13 protein-coding genes and 1 other RNA gene are annotated in these 17,740 nt (G+C 74.0%); 4 read left to right on the forward strand and 10 right to left on the reverse strand.

Annotated elements, in window-relative coordinates; genetic code table 11:
* Positions 1-18: 18 nt before the first annotated feature.
* The 4 genes from PKC53_RS07805 to PKC53_RS07820 form a co-directional block, all read right to left on the reverse strand.
* On the reverse strand, positions 19-3,105 hold the full coding sequence (locus PKC53_RS07805; RefSeq protein WP_324427849.1) for an efflux RND transporter permease subunit: 3,087 nt from the start codon (positions 3,103-3,105) through the stop codon (positions 19-21).
* Positions 3,106-3,118: 13 nt separating this feature from the next.
* Entirely contained in the window at positions 3,119-4,306 is a 1,188-nt protein-coding gene (locus PKC53_RS07810) for an efflux RND transporter periplasmic adaptor subunit (protein ID WP_324427850.1), read from the reverse strand.
* 63 nt (positions 4,307-4,369) lie between these two features.
* Positions 4,370-4,801, reverse strand: coding sequence for a ribonuclease HI (gene rnhA, locus PKC53_RS07815; RefSeq protein WP_324427851.1), 432 nt, complete (start codon positions 4,799-4,801; stop codon positions 4,370-4,372).
* Between the two features lie 46 nt (positions 4,802-4,847).
* The gene (locus tag PKC53_RS07820) at positions 4,848-5,675 is read right to left on the reverse strand and encodes a methyltransferase domain-containing protein (RefSeq protein WP_324427853.1); all 828 of its coding nucleotides are present in this window, start codon (positions 5,673-5,675) and stop codon (positions 4,848-4,850) included.
* A 50-nt stretch (positions 5,676-5,725) separates the two neighbouring features.
* On the opposite strand from PKC53_RS07820, the gene gloB reads away from it, so the two are divergent.
* Positions 5,726-6,511 carry a hydroxyacylglutathione hydrolase gene (gene gloB, locus PKC53_RS07825; protein ID WP_324427855.1) on the forward strand — a complete coding sequence of 262 codons (786 nt, stop codon included), beginning with the start codon at positions 5,726-5,728 and terminating at the stop codon, positions 6,509-6,511.
* Positions 6,508-8,070, forward strand: coding sequence for a transglycosylase SLT domain-containing protein (locus PKC53_RS07830; RefSeq protein WP_324427857.1), 1,563 nt, complete (start codon positions 6,508-6,510; stop codon positions 8,068-8,070). The genes gloB and PKC53_RS07830 overlap by 4 nt, the downstream gene beginning before the upstream one ends.
* A gap of 130 nt (positions 8,071-8,200) precedes the next feature.
* On the opposite strand, the gene recR is transcribed toward PKC53_RS07830, so the two are convergent.
* The 3 genes from recR to dnaX all read right to left on the reverse strand — a co-directional run bounded on the left by recR (position 8,201) and on the right by dnaX (position 11,177).
* Positions 8,201-8,788, reverse strand: a complete 588-nt coding sequence (gene recR, locus PKC53_RS07835; protein WP_324427859.1) for a recombination mediator RecR — start codon at positions 8,786-8,788, stop codon at positions 8,201-8,203.
* Between the two features lie 151 nt (positions 8,789-8,939).
* On the reverse strand, positions 8,940-9,266 hold the full coding sequence (locus tag PKC53_RS07840; protein ID WP_324427861.1) for a YbaB/EbfC family nucleoid-associated protein: 327 nt from the start codon (positions 9,264-9,266) through the stop codon (positions 8,940-8,942).
* A 33-nt stretch (positions 9,267-9,299) separates the two neighbouring features.
* Positions 9,300-11,177: a DNA polymerase III subunit gamma/tau gene (gene dnaX / locus PKC53_RS07845; RefSeq protein ID WP_324427863.1), complete on the reverse strand. Its 1,878-nt coding sequence runs from the start codon at positions 11,175-11,177 to the stop codon at positions 9,300-9,302.
* Between the two features lie 53 nt (positions 11,178-11,230).
* Between dnaX and PKC53_RS07850 the strand changes: the two genes are divergently transcribed.
* Positions 11,231-12,346 carry an AIR synthase-related protein gene (locus PKC53_RS07850; protein WP_324427865.1) on the forward strand — a complete coding sequence of 372 codons (1,116 nt, stop codon included), beginning with the start codon at positions 11,231-11,233 and terminating at the stop codon, positions 12,344-12,346.
* A 76-nt stretch (positions 12,347-12,422) separates the two neighbouring features.
* Here the strand turns inward: PKC53_RS07850 and PKC53_RS07855 are convergent, their stop codons facing one another.
* On the reverse strand, positions 12,423-13,034 hold the full coding sequence (locus PKC53_RS07855; RefSeq protein WP_324427867.1) for a hypothetical protein: 612 nt from the start codon (positions 13,032-13,034) through the stop codon (positions 12,423-12,425).
* A 92-nt stretch (positions 13,035-13,126) separates the two neighbouring features.
* Between PKC53_RS07855 and ffs the strand changes: the two genes are divergently transcribed.
* Positions 13,127-13,224: signal recognition particle sRNA small type (gene ffs, locus PKC53_RS07860), an RNA gene on the forward strand.
* A gap of 56 nt (positions 13,225-13,280) precedes the next feature.
* Here the strand turns inward: ffs and PKC53_RS07865 are convergent.
* Together PKC53_RS07865 and PKC53_RS07870 are read right to left on the reverse strand one after the other, a co-directional pair.
* The gene (locus tag PKC53_RS07865) at positions 13,281-15,689 is read right to left on the reverse strand and encodes an HDOD domain-containing protein (RefSeq protein ID WP_324427869.1); all 2,409 of its coding nucleotides are present in this window, start codon (positions 15,687-15,689) and stop codon (positions 13,281-13,283) included.
* Entirely contained in the window at positions 15,686-17,503 is a 1,818-nt protein-coding gene (locus PKC53_RS07870) for an HDOD domain-containing protein (protein WP_324427871.1), read from the reverse strand. Before PKC53_RS07870 ends, PKC53_RS07865 begins: the two co-directional genes overlap by 4 nt.
* Between the last annotated feature and the right edge of the window lie 237 nt (positions 17,504-17,740).

Genomic DNA, 17,740 nt, shown 5'->3' on the forward strand with positions numbered 1-17,740 from the left:
GCGCAGCGGCGGCGCGGCTCAGCGTGCGGCGGGTTCGGCGCCTTGTGGCGTCGCGACCTCGGGCGTCGTGATCTCGCCGGGCACGCCGCGGCGCGCGAACCAGGTGTAGACGGTGGGCACGACGAACACCGTCAGCAGCGTGCCCAGCGACATGCCGCCGACGATCACCCAGCCGATCTGCTGGCGGCTCTCGGCACCGGCGCCGGAGGCCAGCGCCAGCGGCACCGCGCCGAGCACCATCGCGCCGGTGGTCATCAGGATCGGGCGCAGCCGCATGCTCGACGCCTCGAGCACCGCGTCGGTCACGCTGCGCCCCTGCTGGCGCAGCTGGTTGCTGAACTCGACGATCAGGATGCCGTGTTTGCTGATCAGCCCGACCAGCGTGATCAGTCCGATCTGCGAGTACACGTTCAGCGTGCCGCCGGTGAAGCGCAGCGCCAGCAGCGCGCCGACCATCGTCAGCGGCACCGCGATCAGGATCACGAACGGGTCGACGAAACTCTCGAACTGCGCCGCGAGCACCAGGAAGATGAACAGCAGCGCGAGCACGAACACCAGTCCCAGCGCGCCCGACGACGCACGGAACTCGCGGCTGACGCCGTTGAGCTCGGTCACGTAGCCGGACGGCAGCACGCGCGCGGCGGTGTCGTCCATGAAGCGCAGCGCCTCGCCCAGCGAGTAGCCGGGCGCCAGGTTGGCGGTGATGGTCACCGAGCGGCGCTGGTTGAAGTGGTTCAGCTCGCGCGGGCTCACCGCCTCGCGCACCTTGACCAGCGACGCCAGCGGCACCATCGTGTCGTTGCGCCCGCGCACGAACAGGCGCTCGATGTCCTCGGGCGTCGTGCGGCCGCGGCTGGCGGTCTGCACGATCACGTCGTACTGGTCGGCGTCGCGCTTGTAGCGCGTGACCGCACGGCCGCCGAGCATGGTCTCGACGGTGCGCGCGACCGCGTCGACGTTGACCCCCATGTCGGCGGCGCGGGCGCGGTCGACCTCCATGAAGATCTCGGGCTTGTTGAGCTGCAGGTCGATGTCGGGCTGCACGATGCCAGGGTTGTTCGCCATCTCGGCGAGGAAGTCCTGCGCGACGCGCGCCAGGTTGGCGTAGCTGTCGCTGGTCTGGATGACGAACTCGACCGGCCGCGAGCGGAAGCCCTGCCCGAGGCTCGGCGGCGTGATCGGGAACGCGCTGACGCCGGGAAGCGCGTTGACCTTGGGTAGCAGGTCGCGCGCCAGCGCCTGCGTCGTGCGCTGGCGTTCGGTCCAGTCGACGGTGCGGAACAGCGCGGTGCCCTGCGACACCTGGCCGCCGCCCATGAACATGAAGCGGCGGTCGAACTCGGGATACTGCGCGCCGATCGCGTCGATCGCGTCGAGGTAGCGCGCCGTGAATTCGAGCGTCGCGCCGTCGGGCGAACGCACCGGCATGATGATCACGCCGCGGTCCTCCATCGGCGAGAGTTCGGACTTCGCGGTCACGAACATCCACCAGCTCGACCCGGCGGCCGCAACCATCGCCACCAGCACCACCCAGCGGTGCCGCAGCACCCAACCCAGCGCGGCGCGGTAGCGCGCGGTCAGCGCGACCAGCAGCGCCTCCATGCCGCGGTCGAAGCGGTTGGGCGCCGGGTTGTGGCGCAGCAGCTTGCTGCACATCATCGGCGTGAGCGTCAGCGCCACGAAGCCCGACACCAGCACCGCGCCGGCCAGCGTCAGCGCGAACTCGCCGAACAGCCGCCCGGTGCGCCCCGGGGTGAACGCCAGCGGCGCAAACACCGCCGCCAGCGTCAGCGTCATCGCGACCACCGCGAAGCTGATCTCGCGGATGCCCTTGAGCGCCGCCTGGAACGGCGCCAGGCCCTCCTCGATGTGGCGGAAGATGTTCTCGAGCACGACGATCGCGTCGTCGACCACCAGGCCGATGGCCAGCACCAGCGCCAGCAGCGTCAGCGTGTTGATCGTGAACCCGGCCGCGGCGATCATCGCGAACGCGCCGATCAGGCTCACGGGGATGGTCACCAGCGGGATGATCGACGCGCGCAGCGTGCGCAGGAACACGAACACCACCAGCGCCACCAGCACCACCGCCTCGGCCACCGTGGTGTAGACCGCGCGGATCGAGCGGTCGATGAACACCGAGTTGTCGTTGGCCAGCAGCACCGTCACCTCGTCGGGCAGGTCGCGCTGGATCAGCGGCATCACCGCGCGCACGCCGGCGGCCACCTCGAGCGGGTTGGCGGTGGCGTTGCGCACCACGCCGGTGGAGATCGACGGCACGCCGTTGAGCCGCACGCGCGAGCGCTCGTTGGCCGCCGCCTCCTCGACGCGCGCGACGTCGCGCAGGCGCACCGTGTAGCCGTCGACGGTGCGCAGCGCGACGTCGGCGAACTGCGCGACGGTGTTCAAGTCGGTGCGCGCGGTGACGTTGAACTCGCGCTGCCGGCTCTCGATGCGCCCGGCCGGCACTTCCAGGTTCTGGCGCCGCAACGCGTCCTCGACGTCCTGCACCGTCAGCCGGTACGCCCCGAGCTTGTCCGGGTCGAGCCAGATGCGCATCGAGTACGCGCGGTCGCCGCCGATCGTCACGTCGGCCACGCCCGGCACCGTCTGCAGGCGCGGCTTGACGATGCGGTTGATCAGGTCGGTCAGCTCCAGCGGCGACAGCGTCTGGCTGGTGTAGGCCAGCCAGATCGTCGGCGTCGCGTCGGCCTCGACCTTGGCGATGATCGGCTCGTCGACCGCGTCGGGCAGTCGCCCGCGCACGCGCGACACGCGGTCGCGCACGTCGGCGGCCGCGTTGTCGGGGTCTTTCTCGAGCTTGAAGCGCACCGTGATCAGGCTCTGCTCGGCGCGCGAGATCGAGGTGATGATGTCGACGCCGTCGATGCCGGCGATCGAGTCCTCGAGCGGCTTCGTGACCTGCGACTCGATGACCTCCGACGACGCGCCGATCAGCCGCGTGTTGACGGTGACCACCGGCTCGTCGATGCGCGGGTACTCGCGCACCGTCAGACGGTCGAACGACACCAGCCCGACGAGCACGACGAGCAGCGACAGCACGGTGGCGAACACCGGCCGGCGGATCGAGGTCTCGGACAGCCGCATCGGGAAGGAAGCCTCAGACGGCGGCGCCGACGCGGCGCGGCGCGACACCACCCGACGCCGCCGGCGCCGGTGCCGACGCCGCGGCGCCGACCTCGACCACGCGCAGCGGCAGCGCCTCGCCGCGCAGCAGCCGCGCCTGGCCGGCGACGACGACCAGGTCGCCCTCGCGCAGGCCCTCGAGCACCTCGACCTTGCCCGGCAGCCGCATGCCGACCTTGGCATCGATGCGCTGCGAGACCTTGCCGCCGGGCCCGTCGACGACCTTGAACAGCAGCTGGCGCTCACCCAGCGGTACCAGCGCCTCCTCGGGCACGACGATGGCCCGGCTGCGGCTGGCGAACACCGTGCGCGTGCGCGCGAACATGCCCGACTTCATCGTGCCGCCGGCGTTGTCCATGCGCGCGCGCACCAGCAGCGATCGGCCGTCGGCGTCGACCTGCGCGTCCAGCGCCTCGATGCGTGCGCTCAGCCGGCGCTCGGGCGCGGCGTCGAGCGCGACCTCGACCGTCTGCCCGACACGCACGCGCGTGACGTAGCGCTCGGGCAGCCGGTAGTCGACCCACAGCGCCGAGGTGTCCTCGATCGCCACCAGGTCGGCGCCGTCCTTCACGTAGTCGCCCAGGTTGACCATGCGGATGCCGGCGACGCCGTCGAACGGCGCGACGATCCTCATGCGCTCGAGCTGCGCGCGCGCCAGCGCGACCTGGGCGTCGGCGACCTCGAGGGTCGCCTGGCTCTGGTCGACCGCGCTCTGGCTGACGAAGTTCTGCGCCGCCAGTTCGCGGTTGCGCTGCAGGTTGGCGCGTGCGATCGACGCCTGCGCCTGCGCCTGCTGCAGCTGCGCCGCGGGCAGGCGGTCGTCGAGCTGCACCAGCAACTGGCCGCGCCGCACGCGCTGGCCGTCGACGAAGCCCAGCGTGACGACGCGCCCGCTGACCTCGGGGCGCAGCATCACGGCCTGTTTCGCGCGCAGCGTGCCGACGGTGCTGAACGCGTCGTCGATCGTCACCGCCTCGGCGCGCCCGACTTCAACGGCCACCGGCCCGCCCGCGGCGGCGTCGGCGCGTCCGGCCGGCGCGCCGACCTGCGGCGCCGGGACGGCGTTGCCGGCGCCGGAGGGCGCGCGGTGCTGGTACCACCACGCCGCACCCGCGGCCAACGCAATGCCGACGACGGCGACGACGGTGTGCAATGCTCTCAAGTGATTCGATCCCGAGTTTGCGCTGACTGTAGCGTCGAAATCCGAACCGAGCGGTCTGCGCGGTCATCGGCCCTGCGCCATCGCCGCGCCGCGGTTGGCCAGCGCGTCGGCGCGTTCGTTGCCGGCATCGCCGGCGTGTCCCTTGACCCAGCGCCAGTGCACCTCGTGCTTGTCGCGCAGCGCGTCGAGGCGCTGCCACAGCTCGACGTTCTTCACCGGCTTGCCGTCGGCGGTGCGCCAGCCGCGTTTCTTCCACGCCGGCATCCACTCGGTCATGCCCTTGCGCACGTACTCGCTGTCGGTGTGCACGGTGACGCGGCAGCGGCGCCTGAGCGCGCCCAGCGCCTCGATCACCGCGGTCAGCTCCATGCGGTTGTTCGTCGTGTGCGCCTCGCCGCCGCACAGTTCCTTCTCGTGCCCGCCCCAGCGGATCCACGCGCCCCAGCCGCCGGGCCCGGGGTTGCCCTTGCACGCGCCGTCGGTGTAGATGGTCACGGGGTCGTCGCTCGTCGATGCCGTCGTCACGGGTCGTGCTCGCTTCTCACTGGGGGTCACGGTGCAGGTCGCGCCGGCGGTTCGCGACCACCGCCGCGGCGGCCTTCGTGCGGCGGCGCGTCTCGCGCGCGAGCCCGACGAGGCGCATGCCGCGCACGCGTTTGACCGCGACCAGCGAATACACCGCGCCGAACACCGGCCACCAGCGGTCGCCGACGCGGTCCATCCAGGCCCATCGCTGCAGCCAGCGCTGCGACGTCAGTGGCGGGGCATAGCAGCCGAAGCGCCCGCCCTCGACCTCGAAGCTCAGCAGCCTCAGCCAGTCGCGCAGGCGCCAGTAGCCGATGAATTCGCCGTCGCGCGGCAGGAAGGTGTCGCGCGCACCGCCCAGACGCCGACGCAGCCGGCCGCCGCGCTGGCGCAGGCCCCACAGGCTGGCGGCGTTGAAGCCGAAGATCACCACCCGCCCCTCGGGCACCAGCACGCGCTCGACCTCGCGCAGCGTGCGGTGCGCGTCGCGCGCGAACTCGAGCGTGTGCGGCAGCACCACCAGGTCGATGCTCGCCGCGGGAAACGGCAGCGCGTCGAAGTCGCAGTGCAGCGCCAGCGCCGCCGGCGGCGCGACGTCGGGCGTGGACACCAGGTCCAGGTGGTCGCTCGCGCACCAGCGGTGCGGCATGCGGTTGCAGCGCAGCGCGTCGAGCGCGCACAGGCCCAGCTGCAGTGCGTGGAAGCCGAACAGGTCGCCGACGACCTGGTCCACGCGCGACTGTTCCCACGCGAGCAGGTAGCGCCCCGGCGGCGTGGCCAGCCACGCGGCCAGCTCGGCACCGGGGCCGAAGTCGCTGAACACGGTGTGGCGCTGAGGCTCCATGCGGTCGAGGACGTGGGGGTCGCGCGGGGTCGATTTCTATAATCGAGGCGATGCATCTCGAACTGACCCCGCTGCGCGCGTTCGACGACAACTACATCTGGTTGCTCGCGCGCGGCGGCGAGGCCCTGGTGGTCGACCCGGGCGACGCCGCACCGGTGCGCGCCGCGCTCGAGTCCAGGGGCTTGCGGTTGGCCGGCATTCTAGTGACGCACCACCACGGCGATCACGTCGGGGGCCTCGACGACCTGTGCGCGTCGTGGCACGGTCCCGTCTACGCGCCGGCCGGCGAGCGCATCGCCGGGCCGGTGACGCCGGTGCGCGAGGGGCAGCGCGTGACGCTGCTCGGCCTCGAGTTCGAGGTGCTCGACGTGCCGGGCCACACGGCCGGCCACGTCGCTTACCACTGGCGCGGCGACGCCGGCCACGCGCCGCTGCTGTTCTGCGGCGACACGCTGTTCTCGGCCGGCTGCGGTCGGCTGTTCGAGGGCACGCCGCAGCAGATGCACGCGTCGCTGTCCAAGCTCGCGGCGCTGCCCGGCGCGACGCGCGTGTGCTGCGCGCACGAGTACACGCTGTCGAACCTGCGTTTCGCCGCCGCGGTCGAGCCGGGCAACGCCGAACTGCAGGCCTACCGCGCGCGCTGTGAGGCGCTGCGCGCGCGAGGGTTGCCGACGCTGCCGTCGACGATCGCGATCGAACGCGAGGTCAACCCGTTCCTGCGCTGCGCGGTCGGCGCGGTGGCGCAGGCCGCACGGGCCCGACAACCCGCGCTCGACGCCTCGACCCCGTCCGAGGTGCTCGGCGCGCTGCGCGAATGGAAGAACGCATTCCGATGAAGCAACGCCTGCGCCTGGCCGCGCCGCTGCTGGCCGCCCTGCTGCTGGGAGCCTGCGCCACCGCACCCGACCGCCCGGTCGAGCCCCCGCCTGCACCGGCCGTGGTGGCCCCGCCGGCACCGCCCGCCGCGCCGGCCTCGGCGCCCGAGGCGCCGGCCGAGCCACCGCGCGCCGAGGCACCGGTCGACGCGCCTGCCGGGCCGCCGGCCGTGGTCACCGCGATCGACCCGGTGCGCCCCGACGTCGCGGTCGACCTCGACGCCCAGGGCGCGCACACCGACCTGTGGCAGCGCCTGCGCGACGGCTTTGCGATCGTCGACCTCGACACCGACCTCGTCCGCGAGCGCGAGCGCTGGTACGCCGATCGCCCGGACTACGTGCAGCGCATGACCGATCGCGGCAGCCGCTACCTGTTCCACATCGTCGAGGAACTCGACAAACGCGGCATGCCGATGGAGCTGGCGCTGCTGCCGTTCATCGAGAGCGCGTTCAACCCGACCGCGATGTCGCACGCCAAGGCCGCCGGCATGTGGCAGTTCATGCCCGCCACCGGCCGCCACTTCGACCTGCAGCAGAACCTGTTCCGCGACGACCGCCGCGACGTGCTGGCGTCCACGCGCGCCGCGCTCGACTACCTCGGCCGGCTGTTCAACATGTTCGGCGACTGGCACCTCGCGCTGGCGGCCTACAACTGGGGCGAAGGCAACGTGCAGCGCGCGATCCGGCGCAACCGCGACGCGGGCCTGCCCACCGACTACCTGAGCCTGCGCATGCCGCTGGAGACGCGGCACTACGTGCCCAAGCTGCAGGCGGTGAAGAACATCGTGCTCGACCCGCAGGCCTTCGGCCTGGCGCTGCCGCCGCTGGAGAACCACCCGTACTTCCTCGCCGTGCCGATCGAGCGCGACATCGACGTCGACCTCGTCGTGCAGCTGGCCGGCGTCAGCGCCGAGCAGTTCCACCAGCTCAATCCGCAGCTGAACAAGCCGGTGATCCTGGCCGCCGGCACCCCGCAGGTGCTGCTGCCCTACGACAACGCCGACGCGTTCGTGCGCAACCTGGCCTACCACAAGGGCGCGCTCGCCAGCTGGACCGCGTGGCGCGCGCCGCGCACGCTCAAGCCGGCCGAGGCCGCCAAGCTCGTCGGCATGACCGAGGCGCGGCTGCGCGAGGTCAACAAGATCCCGCCGCGCATGCTGGTGCGCGCCGGCTCGGTGCTGCTGGTGCCGCGCAGCGGCAACCGCGACGCCGACGTGCCGCCGCAGGTGGCCGACCACGCGACCATCGCGCTGGCCCCCGAGCGCGTGCCGCTGCAGCGCGTCGTGTTCCGCGCCGGCAAGAAGGGCGACAGCGTCGTCGCGGTGGCGCGGCGCTACGGCACCAGCGCGGCCAACGTCGCGCGCTGGAACAAGGTTTCGACCCGCGCGCGCTTCGCCCCCGGCGCGCAGGTGGTGGTCTACGTGCGCCCCAGCGGTGGCGGCGCGCGCAGCGCCGCGGCGACCAAGCCGGGACCGAAGTCCACCGCCAAGGCCCCGGCCAAGCGCGCGGGCCGACGTTGAGTGTGGCCGCGTCGCGTGCGACGCGTGGTCGAGCGCGCCCCTCGCGCGGCGGCCGCGGGTCCGGCGCCGCCGGCGCGCTGGCGGCGCCCTTCGAGGCAAAGGCGCCGAAGGCGCCGCGGGGGTGGTCCGATCACCGGCGATCGACCAGCGCGTGCGCGATGGTCGACAGGTCGACGTACTCGAGTTCGCTGCCCGCCGGCACGCCGCGCGCCAGCCGCGTGACCTTCAGCCCGCGCTCGCGCAGCACCTGCCCCAGCAGGTGCGCCGTGGCCTCGCCCTCGGCGGTGAAGCTGGTGGCCAGGATCACCTCCTCGACGACGCCGTCGCCGGCGCGTTCGAGCAGCGGCGCGACGCCGATGTCGCGCGCGCCGACGCCGTCGAGCGGGCTCAACCGTCCGAGCAGCACGAAGTACAGGCCGAGGTAGCTGCCGGTGCGCTCGAGCGCGGCCTGGTCGGCCGGCGTCTCGACGACGCACAGCAGCCGCGCGTCGCGCCGCGGGTCGCGGCAGGTGTCGCACAGCGCCGCCTCGCTGAAGCTGTGACAGCGCGCGCAGTGCCCGACCTTGTCGACCGCGTCGCGCAGCGCCTGCGCCAGCCGCAGCGCGCCGTCGCGGTCGTGCTGCAGCAGGTGGAACGCCATGCGCTGCGCCGACTTGACGCCGACGCCCGGCAGGCGGCGCAGCGCGTCGACGAGCGACGCCAGACTCGACTCGGCCACCGTCAGCCTCGGCTTTCCACGCTGCCGGGCACGCCCTCGCGATGCATGCCGCCGACCCCGGCAAGCTGCCGCCGCGGATCCGGCTCTGCCGGTCCGCGGGCCGCGCCCCCCCGGGGGGGAGGCGGCCGCGGGCCGCTTCGGGGGGGGACCATCAGAACGGCATCTTCATGCCCGGCGGCAGCGGCAGCCCGGCGGTGAGCTTGCCCATCTTCTCCTGCGTCACCTGCTCGGCACGGCGCACGCCGTCGTTGAACGCGGCGGCGACCAGGTCCTCGAGCATGTCCTTGTCGTCGGCGAGCAGGCTGGGGTCGATGGCCACGCGCTTGACGTCGTGCTTGCAGGTCATCACCACCTTCACCAGCCCGGCGCCCGACTGGCCCTCGACCTCGATCGTCGCCAGTTCCTCCTGCGCGCGCTTGAGGTTGTCCTGCATCGCCTGGGCCTGCTTCATCAGCCCGGCCAGCTGGTTCTTCATCATCGTCGGCTCCTCGGGTCCGTGGGGTTCGTGGGGTCAGTGCGGCTTGATCGAGCCGGGCACGATGCGCGCGGTCTCGAACTGCGCCATCAGCTCGCGCACCAGCGGGTCGTCGCGGATCAGCTGCTCGGCCTCGCGCTGGCGCCGCTCGCGCTCGGCGGCCTCGCGCAGCGCCGGCGAGTCGGCGACCTCGCCGGCGTCGACTTCGAGCTGCAGCGCGTGCCCGAGCTGCCCGGCCAGCGCGGCCTGCAGCTTGTCGCGGTGCACCGGCGCGCGCAGCGACTCGCGCGCCACCCGCAACCGCCAGCGCGGTGGCCCCGCCGCGTCGTCGACCTCGACCAGTTCGGCCTGCAGCGCCAGTTCGCGCACCAGCGCGCCGATCGCCTGGCGGCGGTCGAGCTCGGCGACGACCGCGGCCCAGCGTTCGCCGAGCGCGGTGGGCGCCAGCGCCGCCTCCGGCGCCACCGTGCGTGACGGCGCGGTGACCGGCGCGCCCGCGTCGAGCGCGTCTTCGGCCCGCGCGGGATCGTCGGCACCGCGGTCCCATGGCGCGTGCTCCTCGGCCGCGGGGGCGCCGGCGCGGTGCGACGGCGCTTCGGCGGCGCGCGTCGGCGCGGCTCGCACGACGGCCACGGGCGGCGTCGCGCGTGCCGCGGCTGGCCCAGGACGCGCGACCGTGGTTTGCGCGCGCGGCGCGATGCGCAGCGGCGCCGCGCCCGCGCGCGACGCCGCAGCCGCCTCGCCGCCGGATGCACGAGCGGCTTCGCCGCCGGATGCCGCGGCCGATGCCGCGCGCGCCGCGGCGCCGGGCGCCCCGCCCGCCGCGAAGGCGAGCAGGCGCAGCAGCGTCATCGTCAGCCCGGCGTACTCGTCGGGCGCCAGGCCCAGTTCGGCGCGACCGTGGACCACGAGGCTGTACAGCAGCTGCGTCTCGTCGGCGGGCAGCGCATCGGCGAGCCGGCGCACGATGGCGGTGTCGGGGTCGGCGTCGTCGAGCGCCTCGGGCACGGCCTGCGCCACCGCCATGCGCTGCAGCAGCAGCGCCATCGATTCGAGCGTCGCCGCGGCCGACAGCCCGGCCTCGCGCAGCGTGTCGACGCCGGCCAGCACCTCGGCACCGTCGCGCCGCGCCAGCGCGTCGACCAGCCGCTCGGCGTGGTGCGGGTCGACGCTGCCGAGCATCGCGCGCACGCCGGCCTCGTCCAACGCGCCGCCGCCGTAGGCGATCGCCTGGTCGGTCAGCGACAGCGCATCGCGCATCGAGCCGCGCGCCGCGCGCGCGAGCAGGCGCAGCGCGCCGGGCTCGGCGCTCACGCCCTCGGCGTCGAGCACGCGCTGCAGGTGCTCGTGCACGACCTCGGGCGCCATCGGCCGCAGGTTGAACTGCAGGCAGCGCGACAGCACCGTCGGCAACATCTTCTCGGGGTCGGTGGTGGCCAGCACGAACTTCAGGTACTCGGGCGGCTCCTCGAGCGTCTTCAGCAGCGCGTTGAACGACTCCTTGGTCAGCTGGTGCGCCTCGTCGATCATGAAGACCTTGAAGCGACCGACACTGGGCTTGTACGCGGCGCGCTCGAGCAGGTCGCGGATCTCGTCGATGCCGCGGTTGCTCGCGGCGTCGAGTTCGACGTAGTCCATGTAGCGGTCGGCGTCGATCTCGGTGCACGCCTGGCACACGCCGCAGGGATGCGCGGTGACGCCGCCGCACCCGTCGGGGCCGGTGCAGTTCAGGCTCTTGGCGAGGATGCGCGACACCGTGGTCTTGCCGATGCCGCGCGTGCCGGTGAACAGGTACGCGTGGTGCAGACGCCCACGCTCGAGCGCGTTGGTCAGCGCACGCACCACCGCCTCCTGCCCGACCATCTGCTCGAACGAGCGCGGCCGGTACTTGCGCGCGAGGACCACGTACGACATGCGCTTCATTCTACGGGCCGGTCCCTCGCGGCCCCGGGGTCGATAATGCCGGCATGAGCCACGCGAGCGCCACCGCCCTGACCTACCACCGGTCGGGCGTCGACTACGACCTGATCGATCCGCTGAAGGTCGCCGCGCAGCGCGCCGCCGCGGCCACCGCGGCCAACCTCGCGGTGCACGGCGTCGCCGAGGTCGCGGCGTCGCGCGGCGAGTCGGCCTACGTGGTCGACGTCGGGCCGTTCCTGCTCGCCAGCATCGTCGAGTGCCTGGGCAGCAAGGCGCTGGTGGCCGACGAGATGACGCGGCTGACCGGGCGCTCGCACTACGACGCGATCGCGCAGGACACGATCGCGATGGCGGTCAACGACCTGATCACGGTCGGTGCGACCCCGCTGGTGGTGCAGGCCTACTGGGCCGCCGGCGGCAGCGACTGGTTCGCCGACGCGCAGCGCGCGCAGGCGCTGGTCGACGGCTGGAAGCGCGCGTGCGACGCCTGCGGCGTGGCCTGGGGCGGCGGCGAGACACCGGCGCTGGCCGGCATCGTCGAGGCCGGACGCATCGACCTCGCGGCGTCGTGCACCGGCATCGTGCAGCCGAAGTCGCGCCTGAGCGTGGGCGCGCGGCTCGCCGCCGGCGACGCGATCGTGCTGCTCGCGGCCAGCGGCATCCACGCCAACGGGCTGACGCTGGCACGTAAGCTCGTCGAGCGGCTGCCGCAAGGCTACCTGAGCCCGGTGACCTCGACGCTGAACTACGGTGAGGCGCTGCTGGTGCCCACGCCGCTGTACGCGCCGGTCACCGAGGCGCTGGCGCACGCCGGCATCGACGTGCACTACGCGGCCAACGTCACCGGCCACGGCTGGCGCAAGCTGATGCGACACCCCGGCGCGTTCACCTACCGCATGCACGCGCTGCCCGAGGTGCCGGCGGTGCTGCGCTTCATCCAGCAGCACGCGCGCCTCGACGACCGCGAGGCCTACGGCACCTTCAACATGGGCGCCGGCTTCGCGCTGTACGTCGCCGAGGCCGACGCGCAACGCTGCGTCGACGTCGCCCGCGCGCAAGGCCACGAGGCCTGGATCGCCGGGCGTGTCGAGGCCGGCGACAAGCGCGTGCTGATCGAACCGCTGGGGCTGGTCTTCGGCGCCGACGAGCTGCAACTGCGCTGACCGCGCGCCTGCCGCCCGAACCCTTTTCCCTTCCCCCTCCGGGGACCGGAGGGGAGCAGCCCGGTGCCGGGGGCGCTCACCAGCGGATCGTCAGCGCCGCGCCGCCCTGCGCCGGCACGAGCTCGGTCGCGAAGCCCGCCTGCTCGAGCAGTTCGCGCCGCCGCGCCCAGCCGGCGTCGCCCGCCGGGGTGGCCTCGTCGTGCACGATGCAGTGCGACGCACCCTTGACCGCGGCACGGCGCACCGCGTCCTGCGCCTGCTCGACCCAGCGGTGGTGTGCGCGCGACGACTGCGCCAGCCGGTAGGCCGAAGCGGCGGACATCAGCTGCGGCGTCGTCTCGGGCTCGTCGAGCACCAGGCTCCACGACAGCAGCACGCCGTCGCAGCCGGCGCCGTTGTCGAGCCCGCACCACGACGGGCGCAGGTTGTAGCCGGCGTGCGCGGCATGGCGCACCGATTCGGCCCAGGCCGGCAGGTCGCGCGCGAGCAGGTGCTCGACGAGGAACGCGGCGTTGTTGCTCGACGTGCCCGCGGGCACGACCCGCGCGTCGGGCAGCTTGACCGCGGCTTCGAACTCGCCGCGCTCGCAGGCGGCGACGATCGCGGTCTTCATCTCGGCGAGGATCTCGCGCACGCCGTGCGTGCGGCGGGCCAGGGCGCGGGCGGCTTGGGCGTCGAAGGCGGGCATGGTGGACTGATTTCGGCGGCAGTCGCAACGAACTGTAGCCGGCGCCCGCGCGCCCCGGCGCCCGGCCAGGCCGCTCACCTACAATCGTGCGCGACGGGCCTCCTCGCATGGAAGCGCGGCCAACCGGGTCAGGTGGGGAACCAAGCAGCCCTAACCGTTGCGACCAGTGCCGAGGGCAAGGCTCGTCACCCTCCCCCACTCGATGCACGTCGCCGGTGCGGCCGGCGCGCGCGGCGCCCCCGGCGTTCAGCCGCCGGCCTGCCGGAACGCCATCACCGCCTGGTTGCGCAGCGTGCGCAGCAGGCTCAGCTCCTTCTCCCCCAGCGCAATCATCGCGCCCGGCTCCGGGTCGGCGTAGATCAGCGCGAACGGCGCGTTCTTCAGCATCAGCGGCAGCAGCAGGAACGCCGGCGCGTCGACCTTCTGGCGGAACCACGCCGGCAACCGCGCGGCGATGTTGCCTGCGCTCGCGTCGGCGATCAGCGTGTCGGCGCCCTTCAGGCACACCGCGGTGAACAGGTCGGCCGCCGCGCCCGGCGCGATGCGCAGCGGCACGCGCATTGCCGCGGCGACGCCGTCGGCGCCGTCGCCGAGGCCGAAGCGCCCGACCAGCATGTCGGCCTTCGCGTCGCGCAGCGCGAACACCACGCGGCGCAGCCCGAGCGCGCGCAGCATCGTCTCGAGCACCATGCGCAGCACCTCGTTGAGGCGGAACTGCTCCGACACCATGTGGTTCGTGATGTCCTGGATGCCCGCGGCCAGCAGGTCGGCCGCGGCCTCGTGCGGCGCGCCGGCAGCGGGCGCCGGCGCCGCGTCGACCGCCTGCAACTGGTGGCCGGCCAGCGTGTCGTGCGCCGCCGGCTCGTCGGGCGCGGCGAGCAGGCGGCGCGCGCGGTCGTTCGCGCCCAGGCGGATCTGCATCGCCTCGACCAGCGTCGTCATGCGCTGCTGCGACAGCTCGGCCACGCGCTTGAGCTCGCCGGGTTTGAGCTCGAGCACGCGCGCGTGGCGCTGCGCGACGTCCTCGATGCGCGCGGCCGGGTCGGCGCTGAACAGCAGCGCGTCGGCGACCTCGTTGGCTGCCTGGCCGAGCCAGCGCATGCGCTCGGGGCCGCGCTCGGCAGCGCGCATCGGCACCTCGCCGGCCGGGCGGCGCATCGAGCGCTGCAGCGTCTCGGGCAGCCCCCAGGCCCGCGCCACGCCCAGCCCCAGGTCCTGGAAGCTGATGCCCAGCACGCGGATCGCGGCGCTGTCCTCGTCGGCCGGCGACAGCGCCTGCGGCGTGCCCGCGACGGGGCGCATCAGCGCGCGGATCTGCTGCGCCTCCTCGCGGAAGTAGAACTCGGTGAGCAGCCGCCCGAGGTTCTGGAACATCGCGCTGAGGAAGGCCTCCTCGCCGTCGCGCGCCCCGGGCGCCAGCTCGCCGGCCAGCGTGCCGGCCATCAGCGCGCGCAGGAACTCCTCCTTGAGCTGCTGCGCGTGGCCCTTGTCGTGCATGTGCTCGAGCAGCACCAGCGTCAGCGCCATGTTGCGGATCGCCGAGAACCCGACCAGCGCCACCGCGCGCGACACCGTGGTCACCGGACCGGCGACGCTGAAGTGCGCCGAGTTGACCATGCGCAGCAGCTTGTTCGTCAGCGCGACGTCCTTCAGGATCTCGCTGGCGAGGTTGCCGAGGTTCTCGTTCTCCGATCGCGTGAGCCGCTGGATGCGCGCCACCGCGTCGGACAGCGCCGGGAAGTCGCGCTTGAGGCGCATGCGACGCAGCAGGAACTCGAGCGTGCCGCTGGCCTGCGGGTCGATGCCGGCCTCCACCGGCGGCTGCAGCCACTGCGCGAGCGCGCGCTGGAACTCGCCCGCGTCGGTGAAGCGGCGCGACGGGTCGCGCTCGATCGCGCGGCGCACGATCGCGCGCAGCGCGTCGTCGGGCGGGTCGCCGAGCGGGTCGGGCAGCTCGAGCTGCTCGGTGGCCACGCGCTCGATCGCGCGCATCGGGTCGCGCTCGCGCAGCAGCGGCGTTCCGCTGAGCATCTCGGCGAGCACGACCCCGGCGCCGAACACGTCCATCGACGGCGCCGGCGCCTTGCCGCGCGCCGCCTCGGGCGACATGTAGCCCGGCGTGCCGTAGATGCGCCGCTCGTGCGGGTCGGCGACGCGCGCGGCAATGCCGAAGTCCATCACGCGCGCGCGCCCGTCGGCGTCGAGCAGGATGTTCGACGGCTTCAGGTCGCGGTGCACGATGCCGCGCTCGTGCGCGGCGCGCAGCGCGTCGAGCACGCCGACCATCAGCGCCGCGGCGTCGCGCGGCGGCAGCGCGCCCTGCTGGCGCAGGCGCTGCAACAGCGTCGGCCCGGCGACGTACTCGAACACCAGGTAGGTGCGGCCGTCGTGCTCGTCGGCCTCGAACACCGGCACGATGTGCGGGTGCGTCAGCTGGCCGACGGCGCGCGCCTCGTGCAGCCACTGGCTGCGCGCGGCGTCGTCAGCGTCCGGCGCGAGCATCTTGACGGCGACGTCGCGCTCGAGCCGCGTGTCGTGGCCGAGCCAGACGGTGGCCTGCGCGCCCTCGCCGAGCTTGCGTTCGAGGACGAAACGCCCGACGGCGGCGGCGGCGCCCGGCTGCGCGCCTGCGCGTGGCGTGGCCAGCGCGCTCACGCGCCGACCCCGGCGGCCGCCGGCCGCGTCGCGGCGTCGCCGCACAGCGCGTCGGCGGCGTCGACCGCGCCGTCCTCGTGCACCGAAGCCTGCACCGCCGCGTGCAGGTCGCGCAGCCCCATGCCGAGCAGGCGCGCGTAGCGCTGCGCGACGCGCTCGAGCGCCGCCTGCGCCTGGCGCGGCGGCAGCGCCAGCGTGTCGACGGCCTCGTGCGCCGCGCTGGCCACCGCGCGCAGCACGTCGTCGTCGCGGTCGGGCTGGCGCACCGGCGCGGCCAGCGGCAGCCGGCGCATCATGTGCAGCACCGCGTCGTCCATGCCCCAGTGGCGCGCGACGGCGCCGCCCATGCTCTCGATGTCGCAGCCGAGCACCGCGTACGCCGCCTGCTGCTCGCTCATGCCCGGATCGTCGCGCTCGCCGGGCTCGCGAGCCGCCTGCGGCTGCACCAGCCGGCGGATCTGCGCCGCCTCGTCGGGGAAGTGGTACTGCACGAGCAGGCGCCCCAGGTCCTGCAGCAGCGCGACGAGGAACACCACCTCGGCGTCGTAGCCCGCGGGGCGCAGCGCCTGCGCCAGCCGCGCCGCGCGGCGGCTGCGGTCGATCTGTGCCTCGAGCTCGCGCGCGCCGGCCGGCGACAGCGGCCCCGGCCAGGGGCGCAGCGCGTTGGCGGCGCGGCGCACACCGTCGAGGCCGAGCATCGCGATCGCGCGGCGCACCGTCAGCACCGGGCCGTTGCCCGAGACCTGCGTGCCGCGCACCTGCGCGGTGTTGACCACGCGCAGCAGTTCGAACGACAGCGCGAGATCGCGCAGCACGATCTCGGCCAGCTCGTCGGTGCGCTCGCGCTCGAGCAGCGCCAGGCGAGCCGCGCGCGCCGCCCCGCCCGGCGTCGCCGGCAGCGCGCCGATCTGGCGCACCCGCTCGAGCAACAGCGCGTGCGCGCCGCCGTCGTGGCGGCTCTCGGCCTCGATCCAGCCGCGCAGCGCGCGCGACAGCGTGCGCGCGACGAGATAACGCTGGCGCGGCTGCCGGTCGGTGGCACGGTTGACGATGGCGCGCAGCGCGTCGGGCACCGGGCGCGGGATCGAGAACGGCAACCGGACGATCTCGCGGCCGCGCGGCGGCAGACGTTCGACGACGGCCGCGGCGTCGCTTTCGTCGAGCGCCGCGCGCCCGGCCAGCAGGTGATGCAGCAGCACGCCGAGCGCGAGCACGTCGCGCTGCGCGCGGTCGCGCTGGGCGCGCAACTCGCCGGTGTCGACCGACAGCGTGCGCCCGGAAGCGACGTCGGCCGACTCGTCCTGCACCGCGGCGACGATCTCCAGGCCCATCACCATCGCGTGGCCGTGGTCGTCGAGCACCAGCGAGTGCAGCTGCAGGTCGCCGTGCGCAGCGCCGGCCTCGTGCGCGAACGCCAGGCCGTCGAGTGCGTCGGCGCACCACGAAGCCGCGTCGACGCAGGCCTCGACCTCGGGCGTCAGCCGCTCGGCCAGCGTGACGCCCAGCCGGCGTTCGTACGCCAGGTACGGCCAGTGCTCGAACTCGCCAACCTCGGCCACCGGGGCGAGATGCGGGTGCCGCAGTCGCGCGGCGCGGCGTGCCGAGGCCAGCCAGTGCCCCACCTGCGACGCCGGCAGCGCCTGACGCGGCAGCACCAGCATCGCTTCCTGCGCGCTGCGCGGGTCGTGCACGAGCCAGACCATGCTGCGCGCGCTGCGGCCGAGCAACCGCCGCATCTCGAAACGCCCGAAGCGGCGCAGCGCCGGCGACGGCGCAGGCGCGGCAGGCGACGAAACGGGGTCGGGAACGGCCATCGCGGACGAGCTCAGCGTTGGCGTCGATTGGACCGTCGCGGCCCGCGCGGCGATGCGCAGAACAGGCGCGCGATCGCCGCGCACTTCATGCGCCAACCCTTGCCGTCGGGTTCCGGCCCGCCGGCCCCCGCGGGCGTTCGCTCGCCGGCCTCTGCTCGCCGGCGCCCGTTCTCGGGCGTCCGCTCGTTCCTGCGCCCCGGCGACCCGGCCCGCCCCTCGGCCGTCCGGCACACGACC

It is taken from the genome of Azohydromonas sp. (genome assembly GCF_035325925.1).
Taxonomy (GTDB): Bacteria; Pseudomonadota; Gammaproteobacteria; order Burkholderiales; family Burkholderiaceae_C; genus Calidifontimicrobium.

Bases quoted from the DNA above. Each gene is read 5' to 3' on its own strand.
- PKC53_RS07805 (WP_324427849.1), bottom strand. From the start codon at position 3,105: ATGCGGCTGTCCGAGACCTCGATCCGCCGGCCGGTGTTCGCCACCGTG.
- dnaX (WP_324427863.1), bottom strand. From the start codon at position 11,177: ATGTCGTACGTGGTCCTCGCGCGCAAGTACCGGCCGCGCTCGTTCGAG.
- PKC53_RS07855 (WP_324427867.1), bottom strand. From the start codon at position 13,034: ATGCCCGCCTTCGACGCCCAAGCCGCCCGCGCCCTGGCCCGCCGCACG.
- PKC53_RS07870 (WP_324427871.1), bottom strand. From the start codon at position 17,503: ATGGCCGTTCCCGACCCCGTTTCGTCGCCTGCCGCGCCTGCGCCGTCG.
- PKC53_RS07840 (WP_324427861.1), bottom strand. From the start codon at position 9,266: ATGATGAAGAACCAGCTGGCCGGGCTGATGAAGCAGGCCCAGGCGATG.
- PKC53_RS07820 (WP_324427853.1), bottom strand. From the start codon at position 5,675: ATGGAGCCTCAGCGCCACACCGTGTTCAGCGACTTCGGCCCCGGTGCC.
- PKC53_RS07850 (WP_324427865.1), top strand. From the start codon at position 11,231: ATGAGCCACGCGAGCGCCACCGCCCTGACCTACCACCGGTCGGGCGTC.
- gloB (WP_324427855.1), top strand. From the start codon at position 5,726: ATGCATCTCGAACTGACCCCGCTGCGCGCGTTCGACGACAACTACATC.
- PKC53_RS07830 (WP_324427857.1), top strand. From the start codon at position 6,508: ATGAAGCAACGCCTGCGCCTGGCCGCGCCGCTGCTGGCCGCCCTGCTG.